Source organism: Cupriavidus sp. 05L310 (genome assembly GCF_056398185.1).
On record NZ_JBFTOX010000044.1, the window covers coordinates 53,238 to 78,246 of the forward strand.

General features: G+C 66.8%; 23 protein-coding genes. 11 read left to right on the forward strand and 12 right to left on the reverse strand.

Features of this window, described 5'->3' with window-relative positions:
* The first annotated feature begins 18 nt into the window (after nt 1-18).
* From AC1DS6_RS28315 to AC1DS6_RS28335, 5 genes are all read left to right on the forward strand, one after another.
* Entirely contained in the window at nt 19-933 is a 915-nt protein-coding gene (locus AC1DS6_RS28315; RefSeq protein ID WP_035875777.1) for a branched-chain amino acid ABC transporter permease, read from the forward strand.
* A gap of 26 nt (nt 934-959) precedes the next feature.
* A complete protein-coding gene (locus tag AC1DS6_RS28320; protein ID WP_035875779.1) occupies nt 960-2,036 on the forward strand; it encodes a branched-chain amino acid ABC transporter permease in 1,077 nt (358 codons plus the stop codon).
* 96 nt (nt 2,037-2,132) lie between these two features.
* Nucleotides 2,133-3,467 (forward strand): ABC transporter substrate-binding protein, encoded by a 1,335-nt coding sequence (locus tag AC1DS6_RS28325; protein ID WP_441630695.1) that lies wholly within the window; start codon nt 2,133-2,135, stop codon nt 3,465-3,467.
* Nucleotides 3,468-3,561: 94 nt separating this feature from the next.
* Nucleotides 3,562-4,377, forward strand: a complete 816-nt coding sequence (locus tag AC1DS6_RS28330; RefSeq protein ID WP_441630697.1) for an ABC transporter ATP-binding protein — start codon at nt 3,562-3,564, stop codon at nt 4,375-4,377.
* An 87-nt stretch (nt 4,378-4,464) separates the two neighbouring features.
* A complete protein-coding gene (locus AC1DS6_RS28335; protein WP_441630699.1) occupies nt 4,465-5,715 on the forward strand; it encodes a phenylacetate--CoA ligase family protein in 1,251 nt (416 codons plus the stop codon).
* Here AC1DS6_RS28335 and AC1DS6_RS28340 read toward each other — a convergent pair.
* The 7 genes from AC1DS6_RS28340 to AC1DS6_RS28370 form a co-directional block, all read right to left on the reverse strand.
* A complete protein-coding gene (locus tag AC1DS6_RS28340; protein WP_441630701.1) occupies nt 5,706-6,143 on the reverse strand; it encodes a YbaN family protein in 438 nt (145 codons plus the stop codon). The genes AC1DS6_RS28335 and AC1DS6_RS28340 overlap by 10 nt on opposite strands.
* A gap of 35 nt (nt 6,144-6,178) precedes the next feature.
* Nucleotides 6,179-7,156, reverse strand: coding sequence for an NAD(P)H-dependent flavin oxidoreductase (locus tag AC1DS6_RS28345; protein ID WP_045236117.1), 978 nt, complete (start codon nt 7,154-7,156; stop codon nt 6,179-6,181).
* 495 nt (nt 7,157-7,651) lie between these two features.
* Nucleotides 7,652-8,845 carry a class I SAM-dependent rRNA methyltransferase gene (locus tag AC1DS6_RS28350; protein WP_035875791.1) on the reverse strand — a complete coding sequence of 398 codons (1,194 nt, stop codon included), beginning with the start codon at nt 8,843-8,845 and terminating at the stop codon, nt 7,652-7,654.
* Between the two features lie 163 nt (nt 8,846-9,008).
* Complete coding sequence (locus tag AC1DS6_RS28355; protein WP_045236115.1) at nt 9,009-9,314, reverse strand: YbeD family protein; 306 nt, start codon at nt 9,312-9,314, stop codon at nt 9,009-9,011.
* A gap of 16 nt (nt 9,315-9,330) precedes the next feature.
* Nucleotides 9,331-10,539, reverse strand: coding sequence for a D-alanyl-D-alanine carboxypeptidase family protein (locus AC1DS6_RS28360; RefSeq protein ID WP_441630706.1), 1,209 nt, complete (start codon nt 10,537-10,539; stop codon nt 9,331-9,333).
* Nucleotides 10,540-10,611: 72 nt separating this feature from the next.
* Nucleotides 10,612-11,256, reverse strand: coding sequence for an alpha/beta hydrolase (locus AC1DS6_RS28365; RefSeq protein WP_441630708.1), 645 nt, complete (start codon nt 11,254-11,256; stop codon nt 10,612-10,614).
* A gap of 95 nt (nt 11,257-11,351) precedes the next feature.
* Nucleotides 11,352-11,672 carry a (2Fe-2S) ferredoxin domain-containing protein gene (locus AC1DS6_RS28370; RefSeq protein WP_035875798.1) on the reverse strand — a complete coding sequence of 107 codons (321 nt, stop codon included), beginning with the start codon at nt 11,670-11,672 and terminating at the stop codon, nt 11,352-11,354.
* A gap of 415 nt (nt 11,673-12,087) precedes the next feature.
* On the opposite strand from AC1DS6_RS28370, the gene AC1DS6_RS28375 reads away from it, so the two are divergent.
* The 3 genes from AC1DS6_RS28375 (at nt 12,088) to AC1DS6_RS28385 (ending at nt 16,779) form a co-directional block, all read left to right on the forward strand.
* The gene (locus AC1DS6_RS28375; protein ID WP_441630710.1) at nt 12,088-13,386 is read left to right on the forward strand and encodes a dicarboxylate/amino acid:cation symporter; all 1,299 of its coding nucleotides are present in this window, start codon (nt 12,088-12,090) and stop codon (nt 13,384-13,386) included.
* Nucleotides 13,387-13,468: 82 nt separating this feature from the next.
* Nucleotides 13,469-15,454, forward strand: a complete 1,986-nt coding sequence (locus tag AC1DS6_RS28380; RefSeq protein ID WP_477103635.1) for a sensor histidine kinase — start codon at nt 13,469-13,471, stop codon at nt 15,452-15,454.
* Between the two features lie 8 nt (nt 15,455-15,462).
* The gene (locus AC1DS6_RS28385) at nt 15,463-16,779 is read left to right on the forward strand and encodes a sigma-54-dependent transcriptional regulator (RefSeq protein WP_441630714.1); all 1,317 of its coding nucleotides are present in this window, start codon (nt 15,463-15,465) and stop codon (nt 16,777-16,779) included.
* A 23-nt stretch (nt 16,780-16,802) separates the two neighbouring features.
* On the opposite strand, the gene AC1DS6_RS28390 is transcribed toward AC1DS6_RS28385, so the two are convergent.
* The 3 genes from AC1DS6_RS28390 to AC1DS6_RS28400 all read right to left on the reverse strand — a co-directional run bounded on the left by AC1DS6_RS28390 (nt 16,803) and on the right by AC1DS6_RS28400 (nt 20,266).
* Nucleotides 16,803-18,968, reverse strand: a complete 2,166-nt coding sequence (locus tag AC1DS6_RS28390; protein ID WP_441630716.1) for an ATP-dependent helicase — start codon at nt 18,966-18,968, stop codon at nt 16,803-16,805.
* Nucleotides 18,969-19,104: 136 nt separating this feature from the next.
* On the reverse strand, nt 19,105-19,659 hold the full coding sequence (locus AC1DS6_RS28395; RefSeq protein WP_441630718.1) for a TlpA disulfide reductase family protein: 555 nt from the start codon (nt 19,657-19,659) through the stop codon (nt 19,105-19,107).
* A gap of 103 nt (nt 19,660-19,762) precedes the next feature.
* Nucleotides 19,763-20,266, reverse strand: a complete 504-nt coding sequence (locus AC1DS6_RS28400) for a thioredoxin domain-containing protein (RefSeq protein ID WP_441630720.1) — start codon at nt 20,264-20,266, stop codon at nt 19,763-19,765.
* Nucleotides 20,267-20,478: 212 nt separating this feature from the next.
* On the opposite strand from AC1DS6_RS28400, the gene AC1DS6_RS28405 reads away from it, so the two are divergent.
* Nucleotides 20,479-21,078: a hypothetical protein gene (locus tag AC1DS6_RS28405; protein ID WP_441630722.1), complete on the forward strand. Its 600-nt coding sequence runs from the start codon at nt 20,479-20,481 to the stop codon at nt 21,076-21,078.
* A 75-nt stretch (nt 21,079-21,153) separates the two neighbouring features.
* On the forward strand, nt 21,154-21,804 hold the full coding sequence (locus tag AC1DS6_RS28410; protein WP_045236109.1) for a LysE family transporter: 651 nt from the start codon (nt 21,154-21,156) through the stop codon (nt 21,802-21,804).
* Between the two features lie 300 nt (nt 21,805-22,104).
* Here AC1DS6_RS28410 and AC1DS6_RS28415 read toward each other — a convergent pair whose 3' ends face one another.
* Together AC1DS6_RS28415 and AC1DS6_RS28420 are read right to left on the reverse strand one after the other, a co-directional pair.
* Entirely contained in the window at nt 22,105-23,649 is a 1,545-nt protein-coding gene (locus AC1DS6_RS28415) for a YifB family Mg chelatase-like AAA ATPase (protein WP_441630724.1), read from the reverse strand.
* 123 nt (nt 23,650-23,772) lie between these two features.
* A complete protein-coding gene (locus AC1DS6_RS28420; protein WP_045236107.1) occupies nt 23,773-24,036 on the reverse strand; it encodes an accessory factor UbiK family protein in 264 nt (87 codons plus the stop codon).
* A gap of 377 nt (nt 24,037-24,413) precedes the next feature.
* On the opposite strand from AC1DS6_RS28420, the gene AC1DS6_RS28425 reads away from it, so the two are divergent.
* A partial coding sequence (locus AC1DS6_RS28425; protein WP_441630727.1) for a TorF family putative porin occupies nt 24,414-25,009 on the forward strand: 596 nt, incomplete at its 3' end.

Here is a 25,009-nt window from a genome sequence, read left to right on the forward strand (position 1 = left end):
AACGATACAAGGATAACCATGACGTTCTTCTTTGAAATCCTGATCGGCGGCCTGTTGTCGGGATTGATGTACTCGCTGGTGGCGCTGGGCTTCGTGCTGATCTACAAGGCGTCGGGCGTATTCAATTTCGCGCAGGGCGCGATGGTCTACTTCGCCGCGCTGGCGGTGGTCGGGCTGATGGACAAGGGCCTGCCGATGTGGGCGGCGGTGATCGGCGCGTTTGGCGTGATGGTGGTGGTGGGCATCAGCACCGAACGCCTGGTGTTGCGCAAGCTGGTCAACCAGCCGCCGATCACGCTGTTCATGGCGACCATCGGGCTGTCCTTCTTCCTCGAAGGACTGGGGCCGCTGCTGTTCGGCAATGAAGTCCGCCCGATCAACCTTGGCATCGTCGACGAGCCGATCGAATCCATCCTGACGCGCTTCAATATCGTGGTGTCCAAGTTCGACCTGGCGGCGGCGGGCATCGCCGGCCTGCTGGTGGGCACGCTGGCCCTGTTCTTCCAGTACACCAAGGTGGGCCGCGCGCTGCGCGCCGTGGCTGACGATCACCAGGCCGCGTTGTCGCTGGGGATTCCGCTGCAGCATATCTGGGCCATCGTGTGGGGCGTGGCGGGCTTCGTCGCGCTGGTGGCCGGCATGCTGTGGGGCTCGCGCAATGGCGTGCAGTTCGCGCTGACGCTGACGGCGCTCAAGGCGCTGCCGGTGCTGATCCTCGGCGGCTTTACCTCGGTGCCGGGCGCCATCGTCGGTGGCCTGATCATCGGTGCCTCGGAGAAGCTCGCCGAGATCTACATCCCGCCCGTTTTTCAGTCCGCCTTCGGGGGCAACTTCGGTGGCATCGAGGGCTGGTTCCCGTACGTGTTTGCGCTGTTGTTCCTGCTGGTGCGGCCCGAGGGGCTGTTCGGTGAGAAACATATCGATCGTGTCTGACCGGCCTTTGCCCCAGGAGACAACCCATGTTCTACCGTGAATCCGGCCAGTTCAAGACCAGCTACCTGGCCGACAGCCAGATCTTCCCCATCCGCCAGGACCGCATCGGCTTTGCGGTGCTGATGGCGGTGGCCTTCATCGCGATTCCCCTGACCGGTTCGGAATACTGGTTCTCGGCCATCCTGATCCCGTTCCTGATCTTCGCGCTGGCCGCGCTCGGGCTGAATATCCTGACCGGCTACGCGGGACAGCTCTCGCTCGGCACGGCGGCCTTCATGGCCGTGGGCGCCTATGCCGCCTACAACTTCCAGTTGCGCATCGAAGGGCTGCCGGTGCTGCTGACCTTCATCCTCGCGGGATTGTCGGCGGCGCTGGTGGGTGTCGCCTTCGGGCTGCCGTCGCTGCGCATCAAGGGCTTCTACCTCGCTGTCGCGACGCTTGCCGCGCAGTTCTTCGTGGTGTGGGCGCTGACCAAGTTTCCCTGGTTCTCCAACAACAGTTCCTCCGGCGTGATCACCGCGCAGCAACTGAACCTGTTCGGCATCGCCATCGACACCCCGGTAAAGAAGTATCTGTTCGTGCTGATGCTGGTGACGGTGCTGGCCATCGCCGCCAAGAACATGGTGCGCTCGTCCACCGGGCGCGCATGGATGTCGGTGCGCGACATGGACGTGGCGGCCGAGGTGATCGGCATTCCGCTGATGCGCACCAAGCTGCTGGCCTTCGCCGTCAGCTCGTTCTACTGCGGCGTGGCCGGCGCGCTCTATGCGTTCTGCTACCTGGGCTCGGTCGAACCCGACGGCTTCTCGCTCGACCTGTCCTTCCGCGTGCTGTTCATGATCATCATCGGCGGCGTGGGCAGCATCCTCGGCTCCTTCCTGGGCGCGGCCTTTATCCTGTTGCTGCCGATCTTCCTGGACAACGCGCTGCCGCCGCTGGCCGCGTTGCTGCACCTGCCTTTTACCAATGCCGCGGTGTCGCATATCCAGTTGATGGTGTTCGGCGCGCTGATCATCTTCTTCCTGGTCGTGGAGCCGCACGGTCTCGCGCGGCTGTGGCAGATCGCCAAGGAGAAGCTGCGGCTGTGGCCATTCCCCCATTAAGTACCAACGCACTGACGCTTTGACGTTTTCCAGGCCGGATCAAACAAACGGGTATTCGATAACAAACACACACCTGCCAAGGTGAAGGAGACAGTCATGACCATCCTGATTCGCAATCTGCAGCGCATTGCCCTGGCGGTGGGAGCGTCCGCGGCGCTGCTGGCGCCGCTGGCGGTGCAGGCGCAAAGCGGCGAGCAGTTCATCGCATTGCCCAGCTATCGCGTCGGCCCTTATGGCGCCAACGGACAGTCCTTCTACGGCGGCTTCGTCGACTACCTTAACTACGTCAACCTCAAGGAAGGCGGCGTGAATGGCGTCAAGCTCTCATGGGAAGAGTGCGAGACGGAGTACAACAACGCCAAGGGCGTGGAGTGCTATGAGCGGCTCAAGAGCAAGAGCGCCGCCAGCAAGGGCACCGCGTATCACACCATGTCGACCGGCATTTCCTACGCGCTGGTGGACAAGACCGCGGCCGACAAGGTGCCGCTGGTCATGATGGGCTATGGCCGTACCGATGCGGTCGACGGCTCGGTGTTCCCCTATGCCTTCCCGCTGGTCACCACCTACCAGATGCAGGTCTCGGCCATCGTCAAGTACCTGGCCTCCAAGAGCGGCGGCTCGCTGGCGGGCAAGAAGATCGTCTACCTGTATCACGACTCGGCCTATGGCAAGGAGCCGATCGTGGCGCTGGAGGCCGAAGCCAAGCTCGGCAAGTTCAACCTCGTCGAGATCCCGGTGGCGCACCCCGGCAACGAGCAGGGCGCGCAGTGGCTGAAGATCCGCCAGGAGAATCCCGACTACGTGATCTTCTGGGGCTGGGGCGTGATGAACCAGACCGCGCTCAAGGCCGCGCAGAAGGTGGGCTTCGCACGCGACAAGATGGTCGGCTCCTGGTGGGCTGGCTCCGAGGAAGACACCTTGCCCGCCGGTGACGCAGCCAAGGGCTATATGAGCGCGACCTGGAACGTGGCCGGCAAGGCCGTGCCGGTGATCGCCGATATCGACAAGGTGGTCTACGGCGCCGGCAAGGGCAATATGCAGGACCGCAACAAGGTCGGCTCGGTGCTCTACAACCGCGGCGTGTCCGCCGCGGTGGTGACGGTGGAAGCGATCCGCGTGGCGCAGGCCAAGTATGGCAAGGGCAAGGTCATGAGCGGCGATGACATGCGCTGGGCCTTCGAGAACCTGAACCTGACCAACGCGCGACTTGCCCAACTGGGCGCGACCGGCCTGCTGCCGGAGATCAAGACCAGCTGCGACAACCACGAGGGTTCGGGCAAGGTGAAGATCCAGCAGTGGGATGGCACCAAGTGGGTGGTGGTGTCGGACTGGATCGAAGGCAACAAGAACCTGATCCATCCGCTGTTCAAGGCGAGTGCCGCGCAGTTCGCGAAAGAGAAGGGCATTTCGCCTACGTGCATGAAGTCTTGAGCGGGCGCCGCGAGGCGTTTGTTGTTGACTCCGCTCTCCCGCGCACGGGGGAGCGGGGATGAAGCCAGCCAGGAACCACCAACCGAGCCGCATCATGAGCCTGTTGTCCGTCAACAATATCGAAGTCATCTACGACCACGTCATCCTGGTGCTCAAGGGCGTTTCGCTCGACGTGCCGGAAGGGCGGATCGTGGCGCTGCTGGGCGCCAACGGCGCGGGCAAGACCACCACGCTCAAGGCCATCTCCAACCTGCTGCATGCCGAGCGCGGCGACGTCACCAAGGGCTCGATCGAATATCGCGGCAACCGGGTCGACCGGCTCACGCCCAACGAGCTGGTCAAGCGCGGCGTCATCCAGGTGATGGAAGGGAGGCATTGCTTTGCCCACCTGACGCTGGAAGAAAACCTGCTGACCGGCGCCTATACGCGCGGCCTGTCGCGCAGCGAGACGCGCGATGCGCTGGAACGCATCTACGCGTACTTTCCCCGCCTGAAGACGCGCCGCAAATCGCAGGCGGGCTACACCTCCGGCGGCGAGCAGCAGATGTGCGCGATCGGCCGGGCCATGATGGCCAAGCCCAGCATGATCCTGCTCGACGAGCCGTCGATGGGCCTGGCGCCGCAGATCGTCGAGGAGATCTTCGAGATCGTGCGCGACCTCAACCAGCGCGAGAAGGTCAGTTTCCTGCTGGCCGAGCAGAACACCATGGTGGCGCTGCGCTATGCCGACTACGGCTACATCCTGGAGAACGGCCGCGTGGTGATGGATGGCGCGGCCGAGGCGTTGCGCACCAATGAGGATGTGAAGGAGTTCTACCTGGGCGTGGCGGCGAACGACGGCGAGGGCGGCGGGCGGAGTTCTTTCCGCGACGTGAAAAGCTATCGCCGCCGCAAGCGCTGGCTGGCCTGAGAAGGGCACTCGGTCTTAAACACAACGCCGATCGGTGAGCGCTGCCTCACGCGGTTCATCACGCGACTACTACGCGAACTACGCACCATGTCCGAACACTTCGATTCGCTCGAAACCCGTGCCCCTGAAGTCCGCTCGCAGGCCTTGCTGGCGGCCTTGTCGCGGCAGGTCGCGCATGCCAAGGCGCATGCCCCCTATTTTGCCGAGGTCTTGCGCGATGTGGATCCGCTCGCGCTGGATTCCCGCGCGGCGCTGGCGGCACTGCCGGTGACGCGCAAGTCCGAGCTGACGGCGCGGCAGAAGGCGATGCCGCCGCTGGGCGGGCTCAATGCGACCCCGCTGGGGGGCTTGCGGCATATCTTCCAGTCGCCGGGGCCGATCAACGAGCCGGACGGGCACGACGCCGACTGGTGGCGCATCGCGCGCGCCATGTTCGCGGCGGGCTTCCGTTCTGGCGATCTGGTCTACAACACCTTCTCCTATCACTTCACGCCAGCCGGCATGATGATGGAAACCGGTGCCCATCGCCTGGGTTGCTGCGTGTTTCCCGCCGGCGTGGGCCAGACCGAATCACAGGTGCAGGCGCTGGCCAGCCTGCAGCCGGCGGCCTACGCGGGCACACCATCGTTTCTCAGGCTGCTGCTGGAGAAAGGCGACGAACTCGGCCTGCCTTGCCGCAGCCTGGGCAAGGCGCTGGTGTCCGGCGAGGCGCTGCCGCCCTCGCTGCGCGCGTGGTTCGGCGAGCGCGGCATCCGGGTGCAGCAGATGTATGGCAGCGCCGATGTGGGCCTGATTGCCTATGAGACTCAGGGCGGCGATGGCTGGGTGGTGGACGAGAACGTGCTGGTCGAGATCGTCGAGCCGGGTGGCACGCAGCCGATGCCGGAGGGCGAGACCGGCGAGGTGGTGGTGACCGTGCTCGGCAACGGCGACTATCCGCTGATCCGCTTTGGCACGGGCGACCTGTCGGCGTTCGTGGCCGGTTCGGGCGAGCGCGCCAGCCCGTGCGGGCGAACCAACCTGCGCCTGAAGGGCTGGCTTGGACGCGCCGACCAGACTACCAAGGTCAAGGGCATGTTCGTGCATCCCGGCCAGGTGGGCGAGGTGGTGCGGCGCCATCCCGAGGTGCGCGCCGCGCGCCTGGTGGTGACGGGCAGCGTTGGCGCCGACGTGATGACCCTGCATTGCGATGCCACCCGCGAGGATGCGAGCCTGGGCCAGGCCATCGGCGAATCGCTGCGCGAAGTCATGCGCCTGCGTGGCGAAGTGCGCTTCGTGGCAGCGGGTTCGCTGCCGCAGGATGGCAAGGTGATCGAGGACGCGCGCAGCTACGACTGAGCGCGATCGCCAGTTTGTTCGGGCGGCGCAGCATGGCCGCCCGGTGGGCGCGTCGGCAGCCATAGCAGCCACGCGCTGACGGCCGCCGCGGTGGCAACCAGCGCCAGCGACGCCAGCGGGCGCTCGCGCATCAGCCACGCGGTGATGCCCATCGACGGCCACATCATCCCGATGGCCAGGCACTTGGCACGCAGCGGCACGCTGCGGTGCACCTGCCAGTCATGCACCAGCGGGCCGAAGCGCGGATGCGCCAGCAGCCGTGCGTGAAAGCGCTCCGAGCCGCGCGCGAAGCAGGCGGCGGCCAGCAGCACGAACGGCGTGGTCGGCAGCACCGGCAGGAAGATGCCGGCAATGCCCAGCAGCAGGCTGAGCATGCCAAGCACCACCCATATCGCGCGCAGCGCCCGCTGCCTGCGGCCGAGGGTCATGCCGGCTGCGGCGGTGCCGGGCGGGGGCATTGCGCTCAGACCGCCAGTCCCAGGCGGGCGCGGGCCTCGTTGTACTCGGCCTTCATGCGCGCCACGATTTCGCCGGCGGTGGGGATGTCGTGGATCTGGCCCACGCCCTGGCCGGCACCCCACACGTCCTTCCATGCCTTGGCCTTGGAGGCGCCGCTGGAGAAGTCCATCTTGGTCTTGTCGGCCACGGGCAGGTTCTCGGGATCCAGCCCCGACGCCTCGATGCTCTCGCGGATGTAGTTGCCGTGCACGCCGGTGAACAGGTTGGTGTAGATGATGTCGGCCGCGGCGGAGGTGGTGATCGACTGCTTGTAGGTCTCGCTGGCGTGGGCTTCCTGCGAGGCGATGAAACGGGTGCCCACATAGGCGAAGTCCGCCCCCATGGCCTGCGCGGCCAGCACGGATTCGCCGTTGGCGATCGAGCCCGACAGCGCGATCACGCCGTCGAAGATCTTGCGCACTTCGCCCACCAGCGCGAACGGCGACAGCGTGCCGGCATGCCCGCCGGCGCCGGCCGCTACCAGGATCAGGCCGTCCACGCCGGCCTCGATCGCCTTCTCGGCGTGGCGGATGCTGATGACGTCGTGCAGCACGATGCCGCCATAACTGTGCACCGCGTCGATCATCTCCTTGGGCGGCGCGCGCAGCGAGGTGATGAAGATCGGCACCTTGTGGTCCACGCACACCTTGATGTCGTGCTCCAGCCGCGCGTTCGAGACGTGCACGATCTGGTTGACCGCGATGGGTCCCACCGGCTTGTCCGGATTGGCGGCGCGGAAGCTGGCGAGTTCTTCTTCCATCTGCGTGAGCCACTCGCCCAGCATCTCGGCCGGGCGCGCGTTCAGCGCGGGGAAGGAACCGACGATGCCGGCCTTGCACTGCGCCAGCACCAGCTCGGGGTAGCTGACGATGAACATCGGCGAGGAAATCACGGGCAGCGCCAGGTTTTGCAGGACCTGGGGCAGTTGTTTGGCGGCGGGCATGGCGTCTCCTGGACCACGTACGGGCGCCGGTGGCGCCCTGGATATGAACGATCGTTCGATTATAGGGAGTTTCGGCTTGCGGGCGTTAGAAGGGGCAATCTACGCCGGGGCGATCGCTCTCTCTTCACCATAGACGACCGGCGGCATTGGCGAAGCCGGGCGGCCTGGCCATGGCGGCACTGGACGCAGCCACTTGGCGGATGCACATGGCGTGCCCTGTGATGTCCTTCCGTTGACGGCTCATCGCTTCGTCGCCGACAAACGGCGGGAGCAAAAAAAACCCCGCTACGCCGCGGGGCCAACTACCACGAAGACTGATAGGAAGAGGCGGAAGGGCACCTGCCAATGCCGCGTCCGCACACCGGACTATAGATGGCGTTTGTGACGAACCAAAGACGCTCGCGTGAAGTCGGGATGACCGTTGCGCGCGCCTGGCCTGCCGATGAAAAACGGCGCACTCGGGCGCCGTTCGTCCTTGGCCGAGGCGGCCGGATTTCAGATCTTTTCCAGCAGGAGGCCCTTGAGATACTCGCCTTCGGGGAAGGCGGCCAGCATCGGGTGATCGGTGCCGGCCGAGAGGCGGCGCAGGATGCGCGCGTCGGCACGGGCGTCGGTAGCCGCGCCAGCCACGATCTTCTGGAACAGCTCCATGCTGATCGCACCCGAGCACGAATAGGTGAACAGCAGGCCGCCCGGACGCAGCAACTGCAGGCCGACCAGGTTGATTTCCTTGTAGGCGCGTGCGGCGCGGTCGATGTGCTGGGCGGAGGGCGCGAACTTGGGCGGGTCCAGCACCACCAGGTCGAACTGGCGGCCTTCGGCGCGGAACTGGCGCAGCGACTTGAATACATCGGCATCGAGCCAGGTCGCGCGCTCGGGGTCGAAGCCATTCAGGGTGACGTTGCCAGCGGCGGTCTTGAGTGCTTCGCCGGAGGAGTCGATCGAGGTCACCGCGGTGGCGCCGCCACGCAGCGCCGCCAGCGAGAAGCCGCCGGTGTAGCAGAAGCAGTTGAGTACCTCGCGGCCGTTGGCGAGGTCGCCCACCAGCTTGCGGTTGTCGCGCTGGTCGACATAGAAGCCGGTCTTGTGGCCGCTGCGCACGTCCACGTAGTAGCGCACGCCGTGTTCGGTCACGCTGAGTTCAGGATCGGGTTCGGCGCCAGCCAGCACACCTGTCACCAGCGGCAGGCCTTCGCGTTCGCGCACGGCGGCGTCGGAGCGCTCGTACACGTTGGGGCAGCCGGTTTCCTTGACCAGCGCCTGCACCAGCGCGTCCTTCCAGGCTTCGACCCCGGCGGCGTTGAACTGGCACACCAGCTGGCCGTTCGCGCCGCTGCCGTAGTAGTCGACGATCAGTCCAGGCAGGCGGTCGGCCTCACCGAACACCAGGCGCACCGCGTCGCTGTCCCTGACCCACTGCTTGCGATGGGCGACGGCGGCGGAGACGCGCCGCTTGAACATGGCGTGATCGACCGGCTCGCTTTCGTCGAAGCTCCACACCCGCACGCGAATCTGGGAGCTGGGGCTGTAGGCCCCGCGCGCCAGGAAGCGGCCGTCGGCGGCGCGCACGATCACGGTGCTGCCGGATTCACAACGGCCTTCGATGGTGTCCACGCCGGTCGCATAGACCCAGGGGTGGCGGCGCAGCAGGGATTTTTCCTTGCCGGGCTTGAGGGTGATGGTGTTCATGGTTTGTTGTTTTTGGCGCCAGACGAAGCCGGGCGGATAGGCCAACCCGGTCCGAAGTGCCTGATTGTTGTTACCCCCTCACCCCTCAGGGGGAGAGGGGCGCCACGCAGTGCATGGCGGGAGGATTGCGGCAAGCTGGCCGGCCGCTACACCGTCCAACCGCTTACAGCACCACCTTCACCATCGGGTGGGAAGTCAGCGCGCGGTACAGGTCGTCGAGCTGTTCGCGGCTGGTGACCCATACCGTGACGGTCAGGCCGAGGTAGTTGCCCTTGCTCGAGGGACGCATTTCCATCTTGCCGGCGTGGAAGTCGGGATCGAAGCCCTGCACCAGCGTCACGATGGCTTCGGCGAAGCCATCCTGCATGCTTCCCATCACCTTGATGGGGAAATGGCTGGGATACTCGATCAGCGACTCGCGCGGCGGGACGTTGCCCGGCTTGCCCTGGTCGGAATTGTCGTTGCTCATTTCAAGGCCCTCCAGCTTACTTGCGCTTGAACCACAGGCGGATGGTATCCCACAGGCGGCCGAAGAAGCCTGCCTCGGGCACGTCTTCCAGCGCCACCACCGGGAATTCGGCCACCTTGGTGGCGCCGTCCATCAGCTTGACTGTGCCGACCTGCTGGCCGGCCGCGATCGGGGCCAGCAGCAGTTCCTGGCGTTCCAGCACCGGCTTGATGCGGCCGCCCGTGCCCTTGGGCACGGTGATGTACGTTTCGTCCTTGACGCCGATCTTGACGGTGGATTCCTTGCCCTTGTAGATCTCCGGCGTGGCCAGCACCTGCCCGCGGTCGTACAGGCGCAGGGTGTCGAAGAACTGGAAGCCGTAGTTGAGGATCTTCAGGCTTTCCTGCGTGCGGACCGCTTCGGTGGTGGTACCGATCACGATCGAGACCAGGCGGCGCGAACCGTTCGGCACATTGGCCAGCGGACGCTTGGCCGAGGAGATCAGGCAGTAGCCGGCCGACTTGGTGTGGCCCGTCTTGACGCCGTCCACGGTCGGGTCGATGTAGAGCAGGCGGTTGCGGTTGGGCTGGCGGATCTTGTTGTAGGTGAATTCCTTCTGCGAGTACATGCTGTAGTACTCGGGGAAGTCCTTGATGATGCGCGTGGTCAGCGTGGCCAGATCCATGGCCGTGGTGTAGTGGTTCGGGTCGGGGATGCCGTCGGTGTTGGTGAAGTGGGTGTTCTTCATCCCCAGTTGCTGGGCTTCGCGATTCATCATCGCCACGAAGCCTTCCTCCGAGCCGCCGACCGCTTCGGCCAGCGCCAGCGCGGCGTCGTTGCCCGACTGCACGATCAGGCCCAGCAGCAGGTCGCGCACGCTCACCGGCTTGTTGGGCTCCAGGAACATGCGCGATTCGTCGCTCTTGACCTTCAGGACCAGCGTGGTCGGCACCACGGTCTGGTCGATCGTGAGGCGCTTTTCCTTGATAGCGGCAAACGCCAGGTAGGCGGTCATCAGCTTGGTCAGCGAGGCCGGCTCGATGCGCGCGTCGGCGTTCTGCGAAGCCAGGGCCTGGCCGCTGGTGACGTCGTACAGCATCCAGGACTTGGCCGCGACCTGCGGCATCGGCACGCCCTGGGCGCGCACGGGCGCCGCGGGAAGTACCGTGGCCGCGCCGACGATGGCGGCGGTGACGATGGCGGACGTGTTGGCGGACGCGAAAAGCGGCGTGGCTCTATTCAACATGTTTCAGTTTCCGACAAAAAAAAGGGGCGGGGAATGCATCCGGTGACATGGCGGGGCGGCGCGCCGCTCCCGTCACTGGTCCCACGCATTGACGACGAGCTGCTTGATCAGGTGCAGCTTGCGATGAAAGAAGTGGTCGGCGCCGGGGATCACGATCACCGGCAGTTCCTGCGGGCGGGCCCAGTCGAACACGCTTGCCAGCGGTACGGTGTCATCCTGCTCGCCGTGTATGACGATGGTGTCGGCCGGCACCGTGGCCACTTCCCAGCGGCTGGCGGCGGTCCCCACCATGACCAGGCGCTGCGCCGGCGTGCCGGCCTCGGCCAGGCGCCGGGCCACATGGCTTGCCACGAAGCTGCCGAAGGAGAAACCGCCCAGCGCCAGCGGCAGCGTGGCGGCATCCGGCGACCACGCGGCCTGGGTGCGCATCCAGGCAATCACCGCCAGCAGGTCGTCCTGCTCGCCCACGCCGTTGTCGTGGCTGCCCGCGGTGCCGCCGACGCCACGGAAGTTCGGCCGCACGGTGGCGTATCCCAGCTGCACGAAACTGCGCGCCAGCGTTTGCGCCACCTTGTTGTCCTTGGTGCCACCAAACAGCGGATGCGGATGGGCCACCAGCGCGAGGCCGCGCGGGGCGCCGGCCTGGGGCAGGTCGACCGAAATGTCGATGGCGCCGGCTGGGCCGGCAACGGTAAGTACCTGGGTATGCGCGTTCATGGAAACAGGAAGCGGGTGACTGGCTAAAGCGCGGCTGCGCCCGGGGTTCAGCGGCTTATCGGTTCAGCGTATCTGCGTATCTGCGTGGCCGCCGGTCAGCGATCAAGCATCAGGCGTTCGACCGGCTTGCCGCCCACCAGATGGCTGTCGATGATTTCGTCGATGTCCTGCTCGTCGACGAAGGTGTACCAGACGGCCTCGGGATAGACCACCAGCACCGGCCCGAGTTCACAACGGTTCAGGCAGCCAGCCTTGTTGATGCGCACCCGCCCTTCGCCGCCGCTGATGCCGAGCGCCTTGCAGCGCTTCTTGGCGTATTCCTGCATGGCCTTCGCATTGTGGTCAGCGCAGCAGGCGCCGCCATCCTCGCGCTGGTTGAGGCAGAAGAAAACATGGTGCTCGTAGTAGCTGCTCATGCGTGGTGGGCGTTCGGCGGCTTGCGGCACCGCAAGGCAAAGGTGCCCCGGGCGCGCGCCGGCCGCTAGGGAATGGGTGGAAGGGCTGAATTATACGGTGTGAAGCGGGGCGGTTCGACGCTTTGGGCCCCGGCTTCGATGCCGCGGGCGCGGTGCCGCCGGCATGGGTGGCGTAGCGCGCACCCGCGCGGGCGGGATCGTCCGGATCCCCGGACGCGCATTTTCCGGATTTCCGGAAAGCCGGAGTGAACGCGCGGCCGCTTTGCCAGCTTCCTTTTGAAATCAGGGGCTTGGCGCGGCGTGGCGGGCTGGCACGGCGGTTGCGATTAGTAAGGCAGACGCGTTCCATTTGCAGGGCGCGCGAACCTGCCGCCGCTGCGGCGGCGGGCACGGTCAAAATACCGAGGACGACATCATGAGGAAACCCTTCTACAAGATCCTGTACGTGCAGGTGCTATTCGCCATCGCGGTGGGCATCGTGCTCGGGCACTTCTGGCCCGCTACGGGCATTGCAATGAAGCCGCTGGGCGACGGCTTCATCAAGCTGATCAAGATGATCATCGGGCCGATCATCTTCTGTACCGTGGTGTCCGGCATCGCCGGCATGCGCGACATGAAGAAGGTGGGCCGCGTGGGCGGCAAGGCGCTGCTGTACTTCGAGGTGATCTCCACCTTCGCGCTGCTCATCGGCCTGCTGTCCGCGCACATACTGAAGCCGGGCGTCGGATTCAACATTGATCCGGCCACGCTCGACACCAAGGCGATCTCGCAATACGTGACGCAGGCGCACGGCCAGAGCACGGTCGAGTTCTTCATGCACATCATCCCGGACACGATGGTCAGCGCGTTCGCCAACGGCGACATCCTGCAGATCCTGCTGATTTCGCTGTTCTTCGGCTCGGCGCTGGCGGCGATGGGCGACCGCTCGAAGATTGTGTTCGACTTCGTCGAACAGGTATCCAAGGTGTTCTTCCACATCGTGCATGTGATCACCAAGGTGGCGCCGCTTGGCGCGTTCGGCGCGATGGCCTTCACCATCGGCAAGTACGGTCTCGGTTCGCTGGTGCCGCTGCTCAAGCTGATCGGCACCTTCTACTTCACCGCGATCGTCTTCGTGGTGGTGGTGCTGGGTACGGTGGCGCGCCTGACGGGTTTCAACATCTTCCGCTTCATCGCCTACATCAAGGAAGAACTGCTGATCGTACTGGGCACCAGCTCGTCGGAAGCCGCGCTGCCGCACCTGATGGAAAAGCTGGAAAACCTGGGCTGCTCCAAATCGGTGGTGGGGCTGGTGGTGCCCACGGGTTACTCCTTCAACCTGGATGGCACCAACATCTACATGACCATGGCGGTGCTCTTCATCGCCCAGGCCACCGGCATCGAGCTCACGCTGCTGCAGCAGCTCACCGTCCTGGGCGTGGCGATGATCACCTCCAAGGGCGCCAGCGGCGTGACCGGCTCCGGCTTCATCACGCTGGCCGCCACGCTGGCGGTGGTGCCGGATATTCCGGTGGCGGGCATGGTGCTGATCCTGGGCATCGACCGCTTCATGAGCGAATGCCGCGCGCTGACCAATATCATCGGCAACGGTGTGGCGACGGTGGTCATGTCGGCGTGGGAGCATGAACTTGACCGCGTGCAGCTTGACCGCGCGCTACGCCGTGGCGGCGATGAAACGGCCGAACTTGCCGAAGCCGGCTCCGGCGTCCGCTGAGGTCCGGGCCTCCGGGGCGGCGGCGCCAGCCGGCGCCGCCCGCCAGCGGGTATCATCGGCGCGTGTCCCTTCGCATGCGCCGATGCCACATTCCGACGATTTCCTCGCCGTGCATGATCCCGCTTCCGCCCGCCTGGTGCATACGCCGGGCGATGGCGGCGGAAGCTGGCGAGGCTTTGTGGCGGCGCTGGCCATCGGCCTGCTGGCGCTGTGCTCGCTGACCTGGCTGGTTTCGGTGCAGCGCGGCGTCGATGGCCTGCAACAGACCACGGCGACCCGCGCCGACCGCTACGCGGCCACGCTGGAAAGCACGCTCGACCGCTACGAGTTCCTTCCCGCGCTGGTCTCGCTTCATCCTTTCGTTCACGACCTGCTGGCCGCGCCCACCGATCCCGCGCGGGTGGCGGCGGCCAACCGCTACCTGTCCGACGTCAATCGCCGCGCGCGCGCTTCGGCCACCTATGTGATCGCCGCCAACGGCGTGGCGCTGGCCGCCAGCAACCATGACCAGCCGGGCAGTTTCGTTGGCACCGACTATCGTTTTCGCCCCTATTTCCAGATCGCCTCGCGCGGGGAGGTCGGGCGCTTCTACGCCATCGGCATCACCAGCGACGAACCCGGCTATTACATCGCCCAGCCCGTGAAGGTGGGCAGCCGGGTGGTGGGCGTGACCGTGGTCAAGCTCAACCTGGAGTGGTTCCAGCGCGCGGGCGCCGGCGGCGCCGAGCCGGTGATGGTGAGCGACGACCACGGCGTGGTTTTTCTCTCATCGGTTCCGGCCTGGCAATACCGCACGCTGCGGCCGCTGCCGCCCGAGTTGCAGTCGGAGCTGGACCGCACGCGCCAGTACCACGACCAGGCGGTCAAGCCGCTGCCGCTGGAGGCGCTGCAATCGCCGGTCACGCGCTGGCTCGGCCATACGGTGCTGGGCGAGGGCGCGCGGCTGGTGCGCATCGGCACAGGCGGCAGCGCCGAGCGTTACCTCGAGATCAGCCGCAAGGTGGGCCCGGCCGACTGGACCATGCAGGTGATGGCCTCGCTGGACCCGGTGCTGGCGAGCGCGCGCAATGCCACCGTGGGCGCGGCGCTGGCCTATGCCTGCATGTGCCTGCTGCTGTTCAACTGGCGCCAGCGCCGCCAGCGCGCGCGCGACATCGAATACGGCAGGCGCTTGCTCGAAGCCGCTTACGACGAACTCGAGCGGCGCGTGGAGGCGCGCACGGCTGACCTGATGGCCATCAACGAGCAACTGGAAGCCGAAGTGGCCGAACGCACGCGCGCCGAGGGCGAACTGCGCGCGGCACAGGACGAACTGGTGCAGGCCAGCAAGCTGGCGGCGCTGGGCCAGATGGCGGCGGGCATCACCCATGAGCTGAACCAGCCGCTGGCGGCCCTGCGCACCTTTTCCGACAACACCCGCGTGCTGCTGGAGCGCGGCAAGCTCGATGCGGTGACCGACAACCTGGCCGCCATTGCCGATCTCACGGCACGCATGGGCAAGATCACCGGGCAGCTCAAGCTGTTCGCCGGCAAGGCGCGCCAGCGCCGCCACGCGGTGCATGTGCGCGCCGCGCTGGATCACGTGCTGGCGCTGATGGCGCCGCGGCTCGCTCACGTCACGCTAAGGGTGGAGGGCTTGTCGCAACCGCCCGGGCCTGCGGTGTGGGCCGACGAGCTCAAGCTCGAGCAAGTGCTGCTCAACCTCATCGGTAACGCGCTGGATGCGCTGGCCACCGCTGCGCCGGACGCGCCGTGCGTGGAAGTGGCGGTCAGCGAGCACGGCGACACCGTCAGCATCGCGGTGCGCGACAACGGCACCGGCATTCCCGTCGACGTCTTGCCCAGGCTGTTCGAGCCCTTCTTCACCACCAAGGAAATCGGCCAGGGCCTCGGCCTTGGACTGGCCATCTCGACCTCCATCGTGCGCGAGTTCGGCGGCCAGCTGAGCGCGGCCGGCCGGCCGGATGGCGGCGCCGAATTCGTGGTGGTGCTGCGGCGTGCACCTGCGCCCGATGGTGGCGCGCCCCGCGCGGAGCCAAGATCCACCTCTCCCACCCATACTGAGTGAGCATCGCCATGCAAGACGGATTGCGTGTCCTGTTCGTCGAAGACGAACCCCTGGTACGCCAGGCTACCGCGCAGAGCCTGGAACTGGCTGGCTTCTCCGTGCTGGCGCTGCCTTCGGCCGAAGCCGCCATGCCGCACCTGTCGCCGGAATTCCCCGGCGTGCTGGTGACGGACGTGCGGCTCACCGGCGCCAGCGGCCTGGACCTGTTGCAGCACTGCCGCAACGCGGCACCGGGCGTACCCGTGATCCTGGTCACCGGCCACGGCGACATCACCATGGCGGTGCAGGCCATGCGCGAAGGCGCCTACGACTTTATCGAGAAACCCTTCGGTGCCGACCGCCTGACCGAGACCGTGCGCCGCGCGCTGGAACGGCGCGCGCTCGAACTGGAAAACCTCGCCCTGCGGCGCGAGCTGGCCGGCCCGGCCGCGGGCACCCGTATCATCGGGCGCTCTCCTGCCATCGAGCAGGTGCGCATGCTGGTGGCCAACGTGGCCGCCACCGACGTGCCGGTGATGATCAACGGCGAGACCGGCACCGGCAAGGAGTTGGTGGCGCGCAGCCTGCATGCCTTGTCGCCGCGGCATCACGCACCGTTCGTCGCGCTGAATTGCGGCGCGGTGCCGGAGGCCATTTTCGAGAGCGAGATGTTCGGCCATGAGGCGGGCGCTTTCACCGGCGCCGGCAAGCGCCGCGTGGGCAAGCTCGAGCATGCCTCCGGCGGCACGCTGTTCCTCGACGAAATCGAGAGCATGCCGCTGGCGCTGCAGGTCAAGCTGCTGCGCGTGCTGCAGGAGGGCACGCTGGAGCGGCTCGGGTCCAATGCATCGATCGCAATCGATGTGCGCATCGTGGCGGCGGCAAAGGGGGATATGGAGGCGCTGGTGGCGCAAGGCACGTTCCGCCAGGATCTCTACTACCGGCTCAATGTCGTCACCATCCCGCTGCCCCCGCTGCGCGAGCGGCGCGAGGATATCGTGCCGCTGTTCGAGCACTTCATGCTGGTGGCGGCGGTGCGCTACCAGCGCCCCGCGCCCATCCTCTCCGAGCTGCAGCGCCAGGCGCTGATGCAGCGCGCCTGGCCCGGCAATGTGCGCGAGTTGCGCAACGCCGCCGACCGTCTGGTGCTGGGCGTGCCCGAGGGCGGCACGCGCGCCGATGCGCTCGACGACTCCACGCCGCTCAAGGAGCGCATGGAACACTACGAGCGTGCTGTCATCGCCGATACGCTGGCGCGCACCGGCGGCGCGGTCAGCCAGGCCGCGGACCTGCTGCAGGTTGGCAAGGCCACGCTGTACGACAAGATCAAGCGCTACGGGTTGTAGGGCAGCTTGCCGTCAACGGCAGCTCAACGCCACATATCCCGCATGCGCCCGGCCAGGTCGAGCCTGGGCAACGGCGCCCTGGCTGGCGCGTCCGCGACCGGCGGGGGCGGCGGCCAGGCGCGGCTGTGGAACAGCGGCATCACCCGGTTGGGCAGGAAGCGCGTGCGCGAAGCGTAGACGTGGCGATCCCCATAGCCGGTCTGCTGGTGCACATAGAAGCGCTGCGGCACCACGATGTCGAGGTGGTCGCGGGCGCGGGTCATCGCCACATACAGCAGGCGGCGCTCTTCCTCGATTTCCTCGGTGGTGCCGGTGGCCAGGTCCGAAGGCATGCAGCCGTCGACGGCGTTGAGCACGTAGACCGCCTTCCATTCCTGGCCCTTGGCCGAGTGGATGGTCGACAGGATCAGGTAATCCTCGTCGCGCAGCGGCACGCCGGATTCGTCGCTCGACGCATCCGGCGGGTCGAGCGTGAGTTCGGTCAGGAAGCGCTCGCGCGAGGCGTAGGTGGCGGCGATTCGTTCCAGTTGCTGGAGATCGGCCGCGCGCGCGGGAGCGTCGTCGTGCAGGCGTTCCAGATGCGGCTGGTACCACGCCACCACCTGCTCGAAGGCCGAGGGCCACGGCGCGGCCGGCGCCATCAGGCTGCGCGCCAGCGCCAGCAGATCGGGCCACGCCTCGGCGGCGGCCGGCGGTGCCTCGAAGGATTCCAGCGCGAACAGCGGCTCGGTGGCGATTTCCACCGCGTCCAGCGCGCGCGCGGCGGTTTTTGGTCCCACGCCGGGCAATAGCTGCAGGCTGCGGAAGCCCGCCATGCGGTCGCGCGGATTTTCCAGCCAGCGCACGACCGCCAGCACATCCTTTACGTGCGTGGATTCCAGGAATTTCAGGCCGCCGAACTTGACGAAGGGGATGTTGCGCCGGACCAGCTCGATCTCGAGCTGCGCGCTGTGGTCGGCGGCGCGGAACAGCACGGCCTGCGACAGCAGCGCCAGCCCGGCCTCGCGCCGCGCCAGGATCTGCTCGACCACGTAGCGGGCCTGGTCCGCTTCATCGTTGACCACGACGATCTCCGGTTTCTCGGCCGAGCCGCGCTCCGACCACAGGTCCTTGGTATAGCGTTCGGCCGCGAGGCCGATCACCGCATTGGCGCCGGCCAGGATAGGCTGGGTCGAGCGGTAGTTCTGCGACAGCGTGACCATGTCCGCGGCCGGTGTGAACTGTCCGGGGAAATCGAGGATGTTGCGCACCGTGGCGCCACGGAAGGCATAGATCGACTGGGCATCGTCACCCACCACGGTCAGGCCGCGTCCGTCGGGCTTGAGCGCGAGCAGGATGGCGGCCTGCAGCGCATTGGTGTCTTGGTATTCGTCCACCAGCACATGGTCGAAGCGCGCGCCCATGTCCTGCGCCAGCACGGGTTCGGCCAAGGCCTGCGCCCAGTAGAGCAGCAGGTCGTCGTAGTCGAGCACCTGCTGCTTCTGCTTGGCTTCCACATAGCCGGCGAACAGCCCGCGCAGCGCATCCGTCCACATGGCATAGCGCGGGAACCATTGCTTGAGCACGTCTTCCAGCGGGGCCTGCGTGTTGACCACGCGCGAGTAGATCGACAGGCAGGTTTCCTTGCGCGGGAAACGCGAGGCCTGCGCGGACAGGCCGAGGTCATGGCGTACCACATTCATCAGGTCGGCGGCATCGCCGCGATCGCAGATGGTGAAGCTGGGCGACAGGCCGAGCGTCTCGGCGTACTCGCGCAACAGGCGCGCGCCGATGGCGTGGAAGGTGCCCGACCACGTCAGCGCGGCGCGGCCCGCGCCGGAGGTCTGCATGCCGAGCGCCTGGTCCACGATGCGCTCGACCCGCCGCCCCATCTCCGACGCCGCGCGGCGCGAGAACGTCAGCAGCAGGATGCGGCGCGGATCGGCGCCGCCCAGCACCAGGTGCGCGACCCGGTGCGCCAGCGTGTTGGTCTTGCCCGAGCCGGCGCCGGCGATGATCAGCAGCGGCGCGGCGGGCTCGTGGGTCACGGCCGCGCGCTGTTCCGGGTTCAGGGTGGACAGGTAGGCGGGCGTGGCGCAGGCATCCTGCCTGTTGGCGGGTGCATCGCAAAGCACGGCGCTGGGATCGGGATCGAGTAACACGGCAGGGGCCTTTGGGGATGCCGGGCGTGCAAGTGCGCTGGCCGGCATGGGCGGGGAAAACTGCCGGTAACTGTATATCCATACAGGCGAACTGCGCAAGGCCGGGGCCGTTGCGTGGGGCTGCCGCAATAAAAAAGGTGCCATGGCAGGCACCTTTCCGGCGGATTCGGGCGGGCTGCGCGGATCAGGCCGCCTTGGCGAGCGCGCCGTCGAGCAGCTTGTGCAGCGCATCCCACTCCGGTTCGCCGACATAACGCTTGAGGATGCGGCCGTCCTTATCGATCACGAAGGTGGTCGGGGTCAGTTGGACCTCGCCGAATGCCTTGGCCGCCGCGCCGTCGGAGTCCATCGCCACCTTGAACGGCAACTTGCGGGTTAGCGCATAGTTCATCACGTACATCGGCGGGTCGTAGCTCATTGCCACCGCCACGAACTCCAGGCCCTTGTCCTTGAACTTGTCATAGGTCTTGACCATGTCCGGCATCTCCTTGACGCAGGTGACGCAGCTGGTGGCCCAGAAGTTGACCAGGTAGACCTTGCCCTTGAGATCGGCGGTGCTGACCTTCTCGCCCGACAGCAGCGTGAAGGTGGCGGGCGGCGCGGCAGTGGCTGGGGCGATGGCGCGGTAGCCGAACCAGCCCAGCACGGCAACCAGCAGCACGGCGCCGATCGCGGGCCAGAGCTTGCGCCGGGCCGGGCTTGCCGCGGGAGGGGCGGTTGGGGAAGTGGAGGTCGTCATGATGCTCGCCGACAGGTCAGACAAGCCGCCATTCTACTGCCGCTGCCGCGGCGCTGCCGGATGCATGCATGGAGGCACTCGCGCTGCGGCGATTAGCCGCAGTTCAGTCCGGCGTGGCGGCCAACGCCGAGCGGGCCTTATCCAGCGCCTGTTCCAGGTAGGCACCGTAGAAGTCAGGCTGCATGCCGCGCAACGGGGTGGCCAGCGAGCGGCCGCGCGCGTCCAGGAAGAGCACCGTGGGCGCCACCGTCACGTGGCGGCTGCGGGCCCATTCACGCGCCGTGGTCATGCTGCCATCCGCATTGCGCAGCGGCGTGTTGGCGGTCATGTCGAGCTCCCGCGCCACGATCTCGCCCGCCGCCGCCTGCGGGCCGAGATAGTTGCGGCGCACCGTTTCGCAGTAAACGCAGTCGGGCAGCGTGACCAGCACCACCAGCGGTTCGCCGCGGGTGGCCGCCGCCTTGGCCTGGGCGGCCAGGTCGGTTGCCGCGGGCAGGTGGGTGCTGGCGGCCAAGGCGCCATGGCTTGTCGTGACGATGAGGGCACCCATCACCGCCGCCACGGCGCGCAAGGTACGGCGGGCGGGCGCACGGCGCGGTTGCGGCATGGACGGGACTGACGGGTGGCCGGGCGACGGGATTTGCATGGGCTGGCAATGTGGATGCGCGCTGGCACGCAGGTTCCCCGATAATAGCGGCTTCCGTCCGCATCCGTGGTGCCGCGCCCGCGCGCCCTGGATGCGGGATCGCACAATCCCGGGCACTGTCCCCGGCAATGTCCGCCGGACCGTTGCCGCACGCTGCCGTATCCACTGCCGAGATGTCCCACCGCCGGTTTTCCCGCTTGTTACCGTCCTCGCTTGCCACCGCCCTCGCCGTGACCGCACTCGGCGCCGGGCTGATCGCCTGCTCGCCGCGCTATGACTGGCGCACCATTCAGTCCAACGAAGGTGCGTACGCCGCGCTCTATCCGGGCAAGCCAAGCGGCGCCGCCCGCGAAGTAGCCATTGCCGGGCGCAAGCTGCCGATGACGATGGACGCGGCCCGGATCGACGAAACCCTGTTCGCCGTTGGCGTGGTGACCTTGCCCGCCGACGATGCCGCGTTGCGGCAGGCCGCGCTTGAATCGATGCAGGCGGGGTTGCTTGGCAACCTCGGTCCCCACCCCGCGGAAGCGGTCAAGACGCGCAAGGTGAAGGTGATGTCGGCCGCGACACCCGCCGTGGCGCTTGACGGCGTGGAGGTGCAGGTGGCTGCGGTCTCGCCGCAGGACCAGTCGCCTCGCAGGCTGACGGCGCGGCTGGTGGCTTCCGGCGTGCACGTCTACCAGGCGGTTGTGCTGGAGGCCGGCGATGCCGCGCGCGACCAGCGCCAGGCGGAGCAGGTCGACCAGTTCCTCACCGGTTTTCATCCGTTTTAAGCTCTGCCGAGCCTTATTGCGCTTTAGCCGGCCCGCAATGCGCGGGCCGATCAGTCCGTTCAAGGGAGTTCATTCATGCGTTGGGAAGTTTGGCTGGCTTATTTCGCGGCTTGTTGGGTGATTGCCGTTTCGCCGGGTTCGGGGGCGGTGCTGTCGATGAGCCATGGCCTGTCGTACGGGCTGCGCAAGACCACCACTACGATCTTTGGCTTGCAGACCGGCCTGGTGATCATCCTGCTGGTGGCAGGCGGCGGCCTGGGCGCGCTGCTGCTGGCGTCCGAGCATGCGTTCGCCGTGGTCAAGACGATCGGTGCGCTCTACCTGATCTACATCGGCGTGCAGCAGTGGCGCGCCCGCGTGGATAGCGCCCCGGATGAGGCGGCGCAGGGCCAGGAGGCGCCGCGCGTTGCCGCGCTGAGCCCGCGCCGCCGTTTCGCCACCGGCTTGCTAACCAATGTGACCAATCCCAAAGGCATCATCTTCATGGTCGCGGTGCTGCCGCAGTTCATCGACCCGGCCCATGCGCTCGCGCCCCAGCTCGCCATCCTGGCCGTGACGATGTGCGCCGTGGACCTGGTGGTGATGCATGGCTACGCGCTGCTGGCCTCGCGCATGCGCGGCCTGTTGCGCAATGCGCGCGCGGTGCGCTGGCAGAACCGGATCTTCGGCAGCGTGCTGGTGGCCGTGGGCACCGCGCTGTTCTTCGTCCGGCGCCATCCGGCTTGAAGAAGCGGGGCCGGCATCCGCGCCGGCCCGCTCTGCCGATCTGGCGCTAGCTTCCCGCAGGTGCGTTTGCTTCAATAGGTAGGACGACCCAAGCGGAGGTAAGCAATGCGAAGCTCTTCCACCCTGCAGGCCAGGTTGCATGCACGACCGGCCCATACCGTGCCGCCGGACGAGGAGCCGCCGCCGCCGGGCATTCCGCCCGATCTCCCACCCATCGAACACCCACCGCCGCCGACGGAGCCGCCGGTGGCGGTGCCTCCGCCCCGGCGTGGCTGAGTGCGAACCGGACGCACGCCGTTGCTACGGCGTACGCAGCGCCCGCCGGTACTGGATGGCCTCGCCCACATGGCTGGGCTGCAATAGCTCGGTTCCCGCCAGGTCGGCAATCGTGCGGGCGATCTTCAGCGCCCGGAAATAGGCGCGCGCCGACCAGGCCAGCTTGGTCATGGCGCCACGCAGCAAGGCTTGCGCCTCGGGCGTGAGCGGACAGTGCTCGTCAATCTCGCGCCCCGAGAGCGCCGCGTTGGGCTTGCCCTGGCGCGCCTGCTGCAGGGCGCGGGCGGCCAGCACGCGCTGGCGCACCTCGGCGCTGGACTCGCCGGGAGGGCCATCGAGCATTTCGCGCTGGTCCTGGGCCGGTACCTCCACTTGCAGGTCGATCCGGTCGAGCAGCGGCCCCGACAGCCTGGACTGATAGCGCAGCACCTGGTCCGGCGTGCAGCGGCAGGGACGCGACGGGTGTCCCAGGTAGCCGCACGGGCAGGGATTCATGGCGGCGACAAACTGGAACCGGGCGGGGAAGTCGGCCTGGCGCGTGGCGCGCGAAATGGTGACGCGGCCCGATTCGAGTGGTTCGCGCAGGACCTCCAGCACGCGGCGGTCGAATTCCGGCAGTTCATCCAGGAACAGTACGCCTTGATGGGCCAGCGAGATCTCGCCGGGGCGAGGATTGCTGCCACCGCCCACCAGCGCCGCCGCCGAAGCGGTGTGGTGCGGCGACCGGTAGGGCCGCTCGCGCCAGCGGGCGGGGTGGAAGCCGGCGGCGGTGAGGCTCTGCACCGCGGCGGATTCCAGCGCTTCCTCCAGCGTCATCGGCGGCAGCAGGCCGGGAAAGCGCTGCGCCAGCATGGATTTGCCAGTGCCAGGAGGGCCGACCAGCAGGGCCGAGTGCTGTCCGGCTGCCGCGATTTCCATGGCGCGGCGCGCTTGCGGCTGGCCCCGGACGTCGCGCATGTCCGGACCGGCAGGCTCGCCTTCGCCGATCTGCGCAAGCGGCTCCGCACGCGCCAGCCGGGCGTCCGGCAGGGGGCCCAGGTGAGCGCAGACTTCCAACAGGGAGCGTGCTCCGTAGACCGTGACCCCGTCGATCAAGGCGGCTTCCGGAGCATTTTCTGCCGCTACCACGAAAGTGCGGGGCGGGCCTGCGCCCGATATCTGCCGCGCGGCGTTGTCACGCCCCAGGCTCATTGCCATGGCCAGCGCCCCGCGCACGGGGCGCAACTCTCCGGATAGCGACAACTCGCCAGCGAACTCGCTGGCATCCAGCCCGTCCAGCGGGACCTGGCCACTGGCGGCCAGGATGCCGAGTGCGATCGGCAGGTCGAAGCGCCCGGATTCCTTGGGCAAATCCGCGGGGGCCAGGTTTACCGTGATCCGCCGGCTGGGAAACTCGAAGCGGCTGTTGAGGATGGCCGCGCGGACCCGCTCACGGCTTTCACGCACCTCGGTATCGGCCAGCCCGACGATCGTGAAGGCGGGAAGGCCGTTGGCCAGGTGCACCTCGACCGATACCAGCGGTGCCTCAAGGCCGGTCAACGCCCGGCTACGCAGCAGTGCGAGGCTCATCTCACTCCGAAAGCGTCAAGGATGTGTTAACGAAAATGGCCGCCGGAATACGGCGGCCATCGGTCGGGATCTTGGCCCAGGTTCATCTGACCACCTGGGCGAGCGTGCGGCGCAGCAAGGGCTTCAGCCGGAAACAGGCGTGTCGGACCCGCCTGCCGCGCGGCTTTCCAGCGCCTGCACGCGGGCTTCCAGTTCTTCCAGCCGCGCGCGGGTGCGCGCCAGAACCTGCGATTGCACATCGAATTCCTCGCGGGTGACCAGGTCGAGCTTGGAAAACCCTTGCGTCATCATGCTGCGCACGTTTTTCTCGATGTCCTTGGCGGGCGAGTTGCGCAAGGCCTCGCTGATCTTGGCCTGGAAATCGTTGAACAGGTCGGTGGGCTTCATTGTGATTCTCCTTTTGCACCGCCTTGGTGCGTGTAATTGGGTGAGCGGATTCGGCGTGCAGCATCGCGGTGCACCGCAATGGGGTGCGGACGAAGGCGATGCGCGCACGGCACTTGCCGCCGGCATGGGCCGATTATCGCGCTTCAGGCGTCGCCGGGAAAGCGCCGGCGCGGGCTGGTAACACCTTTTAACGTTACTGCGCTCGCCGGGAGCCGGCCAGCGCAGTCATTCAAAGCGTCTATATGAGCACAAATAATAATTTGTAATCCTCGTTTTCAGCCTGGCACGGCAGTTGCAGTAATGGTGGCAGGAGCGTCGTTTCGCAAATCATTCTTAAACACACAAGTACCGAGCCAGAGGAAAAGGAGAGCAAACCCATGAAGAAGTTGGCCCTTGCAGTCAGCGCCAGTGCAGTTGTGCTTTGCGGGCTCACCCCCGCAGCATTCGCCCAGAGCAGCGCGCAGGAGGGCGGTGCACCTACCGACGCCGCCGCCGCTGCCGCCGAAGCGTCGCCGCACACCTTCACCGCCAACGTGACCTTGGCCAGTGAGTATCGCTATCGCGGCCTGATGCAGACCAACCGCCGCCCCGCCATCCAGGGCGGGTTTGACTACGCGCATTCGAGCGGCTTTTACGTGGGCAACTGGAACTCGAGCATCAGCTGGCTCGGTGACAGCAATCCGCAAGTCTCGGCGCCGATCGAGATGGACTTCTACGGCGGCTTCAAGAACACGGTGACGCTGGGCGGCCTGGAGTGGAACTACGACGTCGGCGTGCTGCAGTACTACTACCCGGGCGACTACCCGAACGGCTTTACGCGCCCGTACACCACGGAAGTGTATGTCGGCGCCGGCTACGGTCCTGTGTTCTTCAAGTATTCGCAGGCGCTGACCAACCTGTTCGGATTCGCCGACAGCAAGTACAGCTACTACGCCGACCTGTCGGCCAATGTGCCGCTGAATTTCTGGGACCT

Bases quoted from the DNA above. Each gene is read 5' to 3' on its own strand.
- AC1DS6_RS28315 (WP_035875777.1), top strand. From the start codon at position 19: ATGACGTTCTTCTTTGAAATCCTGATCGGCGGCCTGTTGTCGGGATTG.
- AC1DS6_RS28320 (WP_035875779.1), top strand. From the start codon at position 960: ATGTTCTACCGTGAATCCGGCCAGTTCAAGACCAGCTACCTGGCCGAC.
- AC1DS6_RS28325 (WP_441630695.1), top strand. From the start codon at position 2,133: ATGACCATCCTGATTCGCAATCTGCAGCGCATTGCCCTGGCGGTGGGA.
- AC1DS6_RS28330 (WP_441630697.1), top strand. From the start codon at position 3,562: ATGAGCCTGTTGTCCGTCAACAATATCGAAGTCATCTACGACCACGTC.
- AC1DS6_RS28335 (WP_441630699.1), top strand. From the start codon at position 4,465: ATGTCCGAACACTTCGATTCGCTCGAAACCCGTGCCCCTGAAGTCCGC.
- AC1DS6_RS28340 (WP_441630701.1), bottom strand. From the start codon at position 6,143: ATGACCCTCGGCCGCAGGCAGCGGGCGCTGCGCGCGATATGGGTGGTG.
- AC1DS6_RS28345 (WP_045236117.1), bottom strand. From the start codon at position 7,156: ATGCCCGCCGCCAAACAACTGCCCCAGGTCCTGCAAAACCTGGCGCTG.
- AC1DS6_RS28350 (WP_035875791.1), bottom strand. From the start codon at position 8,845: ATGAACACCATCACCCTCAAGCCCGGCAAGGAAAAATCCCTGCTGCGC.
- AC1DS6_RS28355 (WP_045236115.1), bottom strand. From the start codon at position 9,314: ATGAGCAACGACAATTCCGACCAGGGCAAGCCGGGCAACGTCCCGCCG.
- AC1DS6_RS28360 (WP_441630706.1), bottom strand. From the start codon at position 10,539: ATGTTGAATAGAGCCACGCCGCTTTTCGCGTCCGCCAACACGTCCGCC.
- AC1DS6_RS28365 (WP_441630708.1), bottom strand. From the start codon at position 11,256: ATGAACGCGCATACCCAGGTACTTACCGTTGCCGGCCCAGCCGGCGCC.
- AC1DS6_RS28370 (WP_035875798.1), bottom strand. From the start codon at position 11,672: ATGAGCAGCTACTACGAGCACCATGTTTTCTTCTGCCTCAACCAGCGC.
- AC1DS6_RS28375 (WP_441630710.1), top strand. From the start codon at position 12,088: ATGAGGAAACCCTTCTACAAGATCCTGTACGTGCAGGTGCTATTCGCC.
- AC1DS6_RS28380 (WP_477103635.1), top strand. From the start codon at position 13,469: ATGCCACATTCCGACGATTTCCTCGCCGTGCATGATCCCGCTTCCGCC.
- AC1DS6_RS28385 (WP_441630714.1), top strand. From the start codon at position 15,463: ATGCAAGACGGATTGCGTGTCCTGTTCGTCGAAGACGAACCCCTGGTA.
- AC1DS6_RS28390 (WP_441630716.1), bottom strand. From the start codon at position 18,968: ATGCCGGCCAGCGCACTTGCACGCCCGGCATCCCCAAAGGCCCCTGCC.
- AC1DS6_RS28395 (WP_441630718.1), bottom strand. From the start codon at position 19,659: ATGACGACCTCCACTTCCCCAACCGCCCCTCCCGCGGCAAGCCCGGCC.
- AC1DS6_RS28400 (WP_441630720.1), bottom strand. From the start codon at position 20,266: ATGCCGCAACCGCGCCGTGCGCCCGCCCGCCGTACCTTGCGCGCCGTG.
- AC1DS6_RS28405 (WP_441630722.1), top strand. From the start codon at position 20,479: ATGTCCCACCGCCGGTTTTCCCGCTTGTTACCGTCCTCGCTTGCCACC.
- AC1DS6_RS28410 (WP_045236109.1), top strand. From the start codon at position 21,154: ATGCGTTGGGAAGTTTGGCTGGCTTATTTCGCGGCTTGTTGGGTGATT.
- AC1DS6_RS28415 (WP_441630724.1), bottom strand. From the start codon at position 23,649: ATGAGCCTCGCACTGCTGCGTAGCCGGGCGTTGACCGGCCTTGAGGCA.
- AC1DS6_RS28420 (WP_045236107.1), bottom strand. From the start codon at position 24,036: ATGAAGCCCACCGACCTGTTCAACGATTTCCAGGCCAAGATCAGCGAG.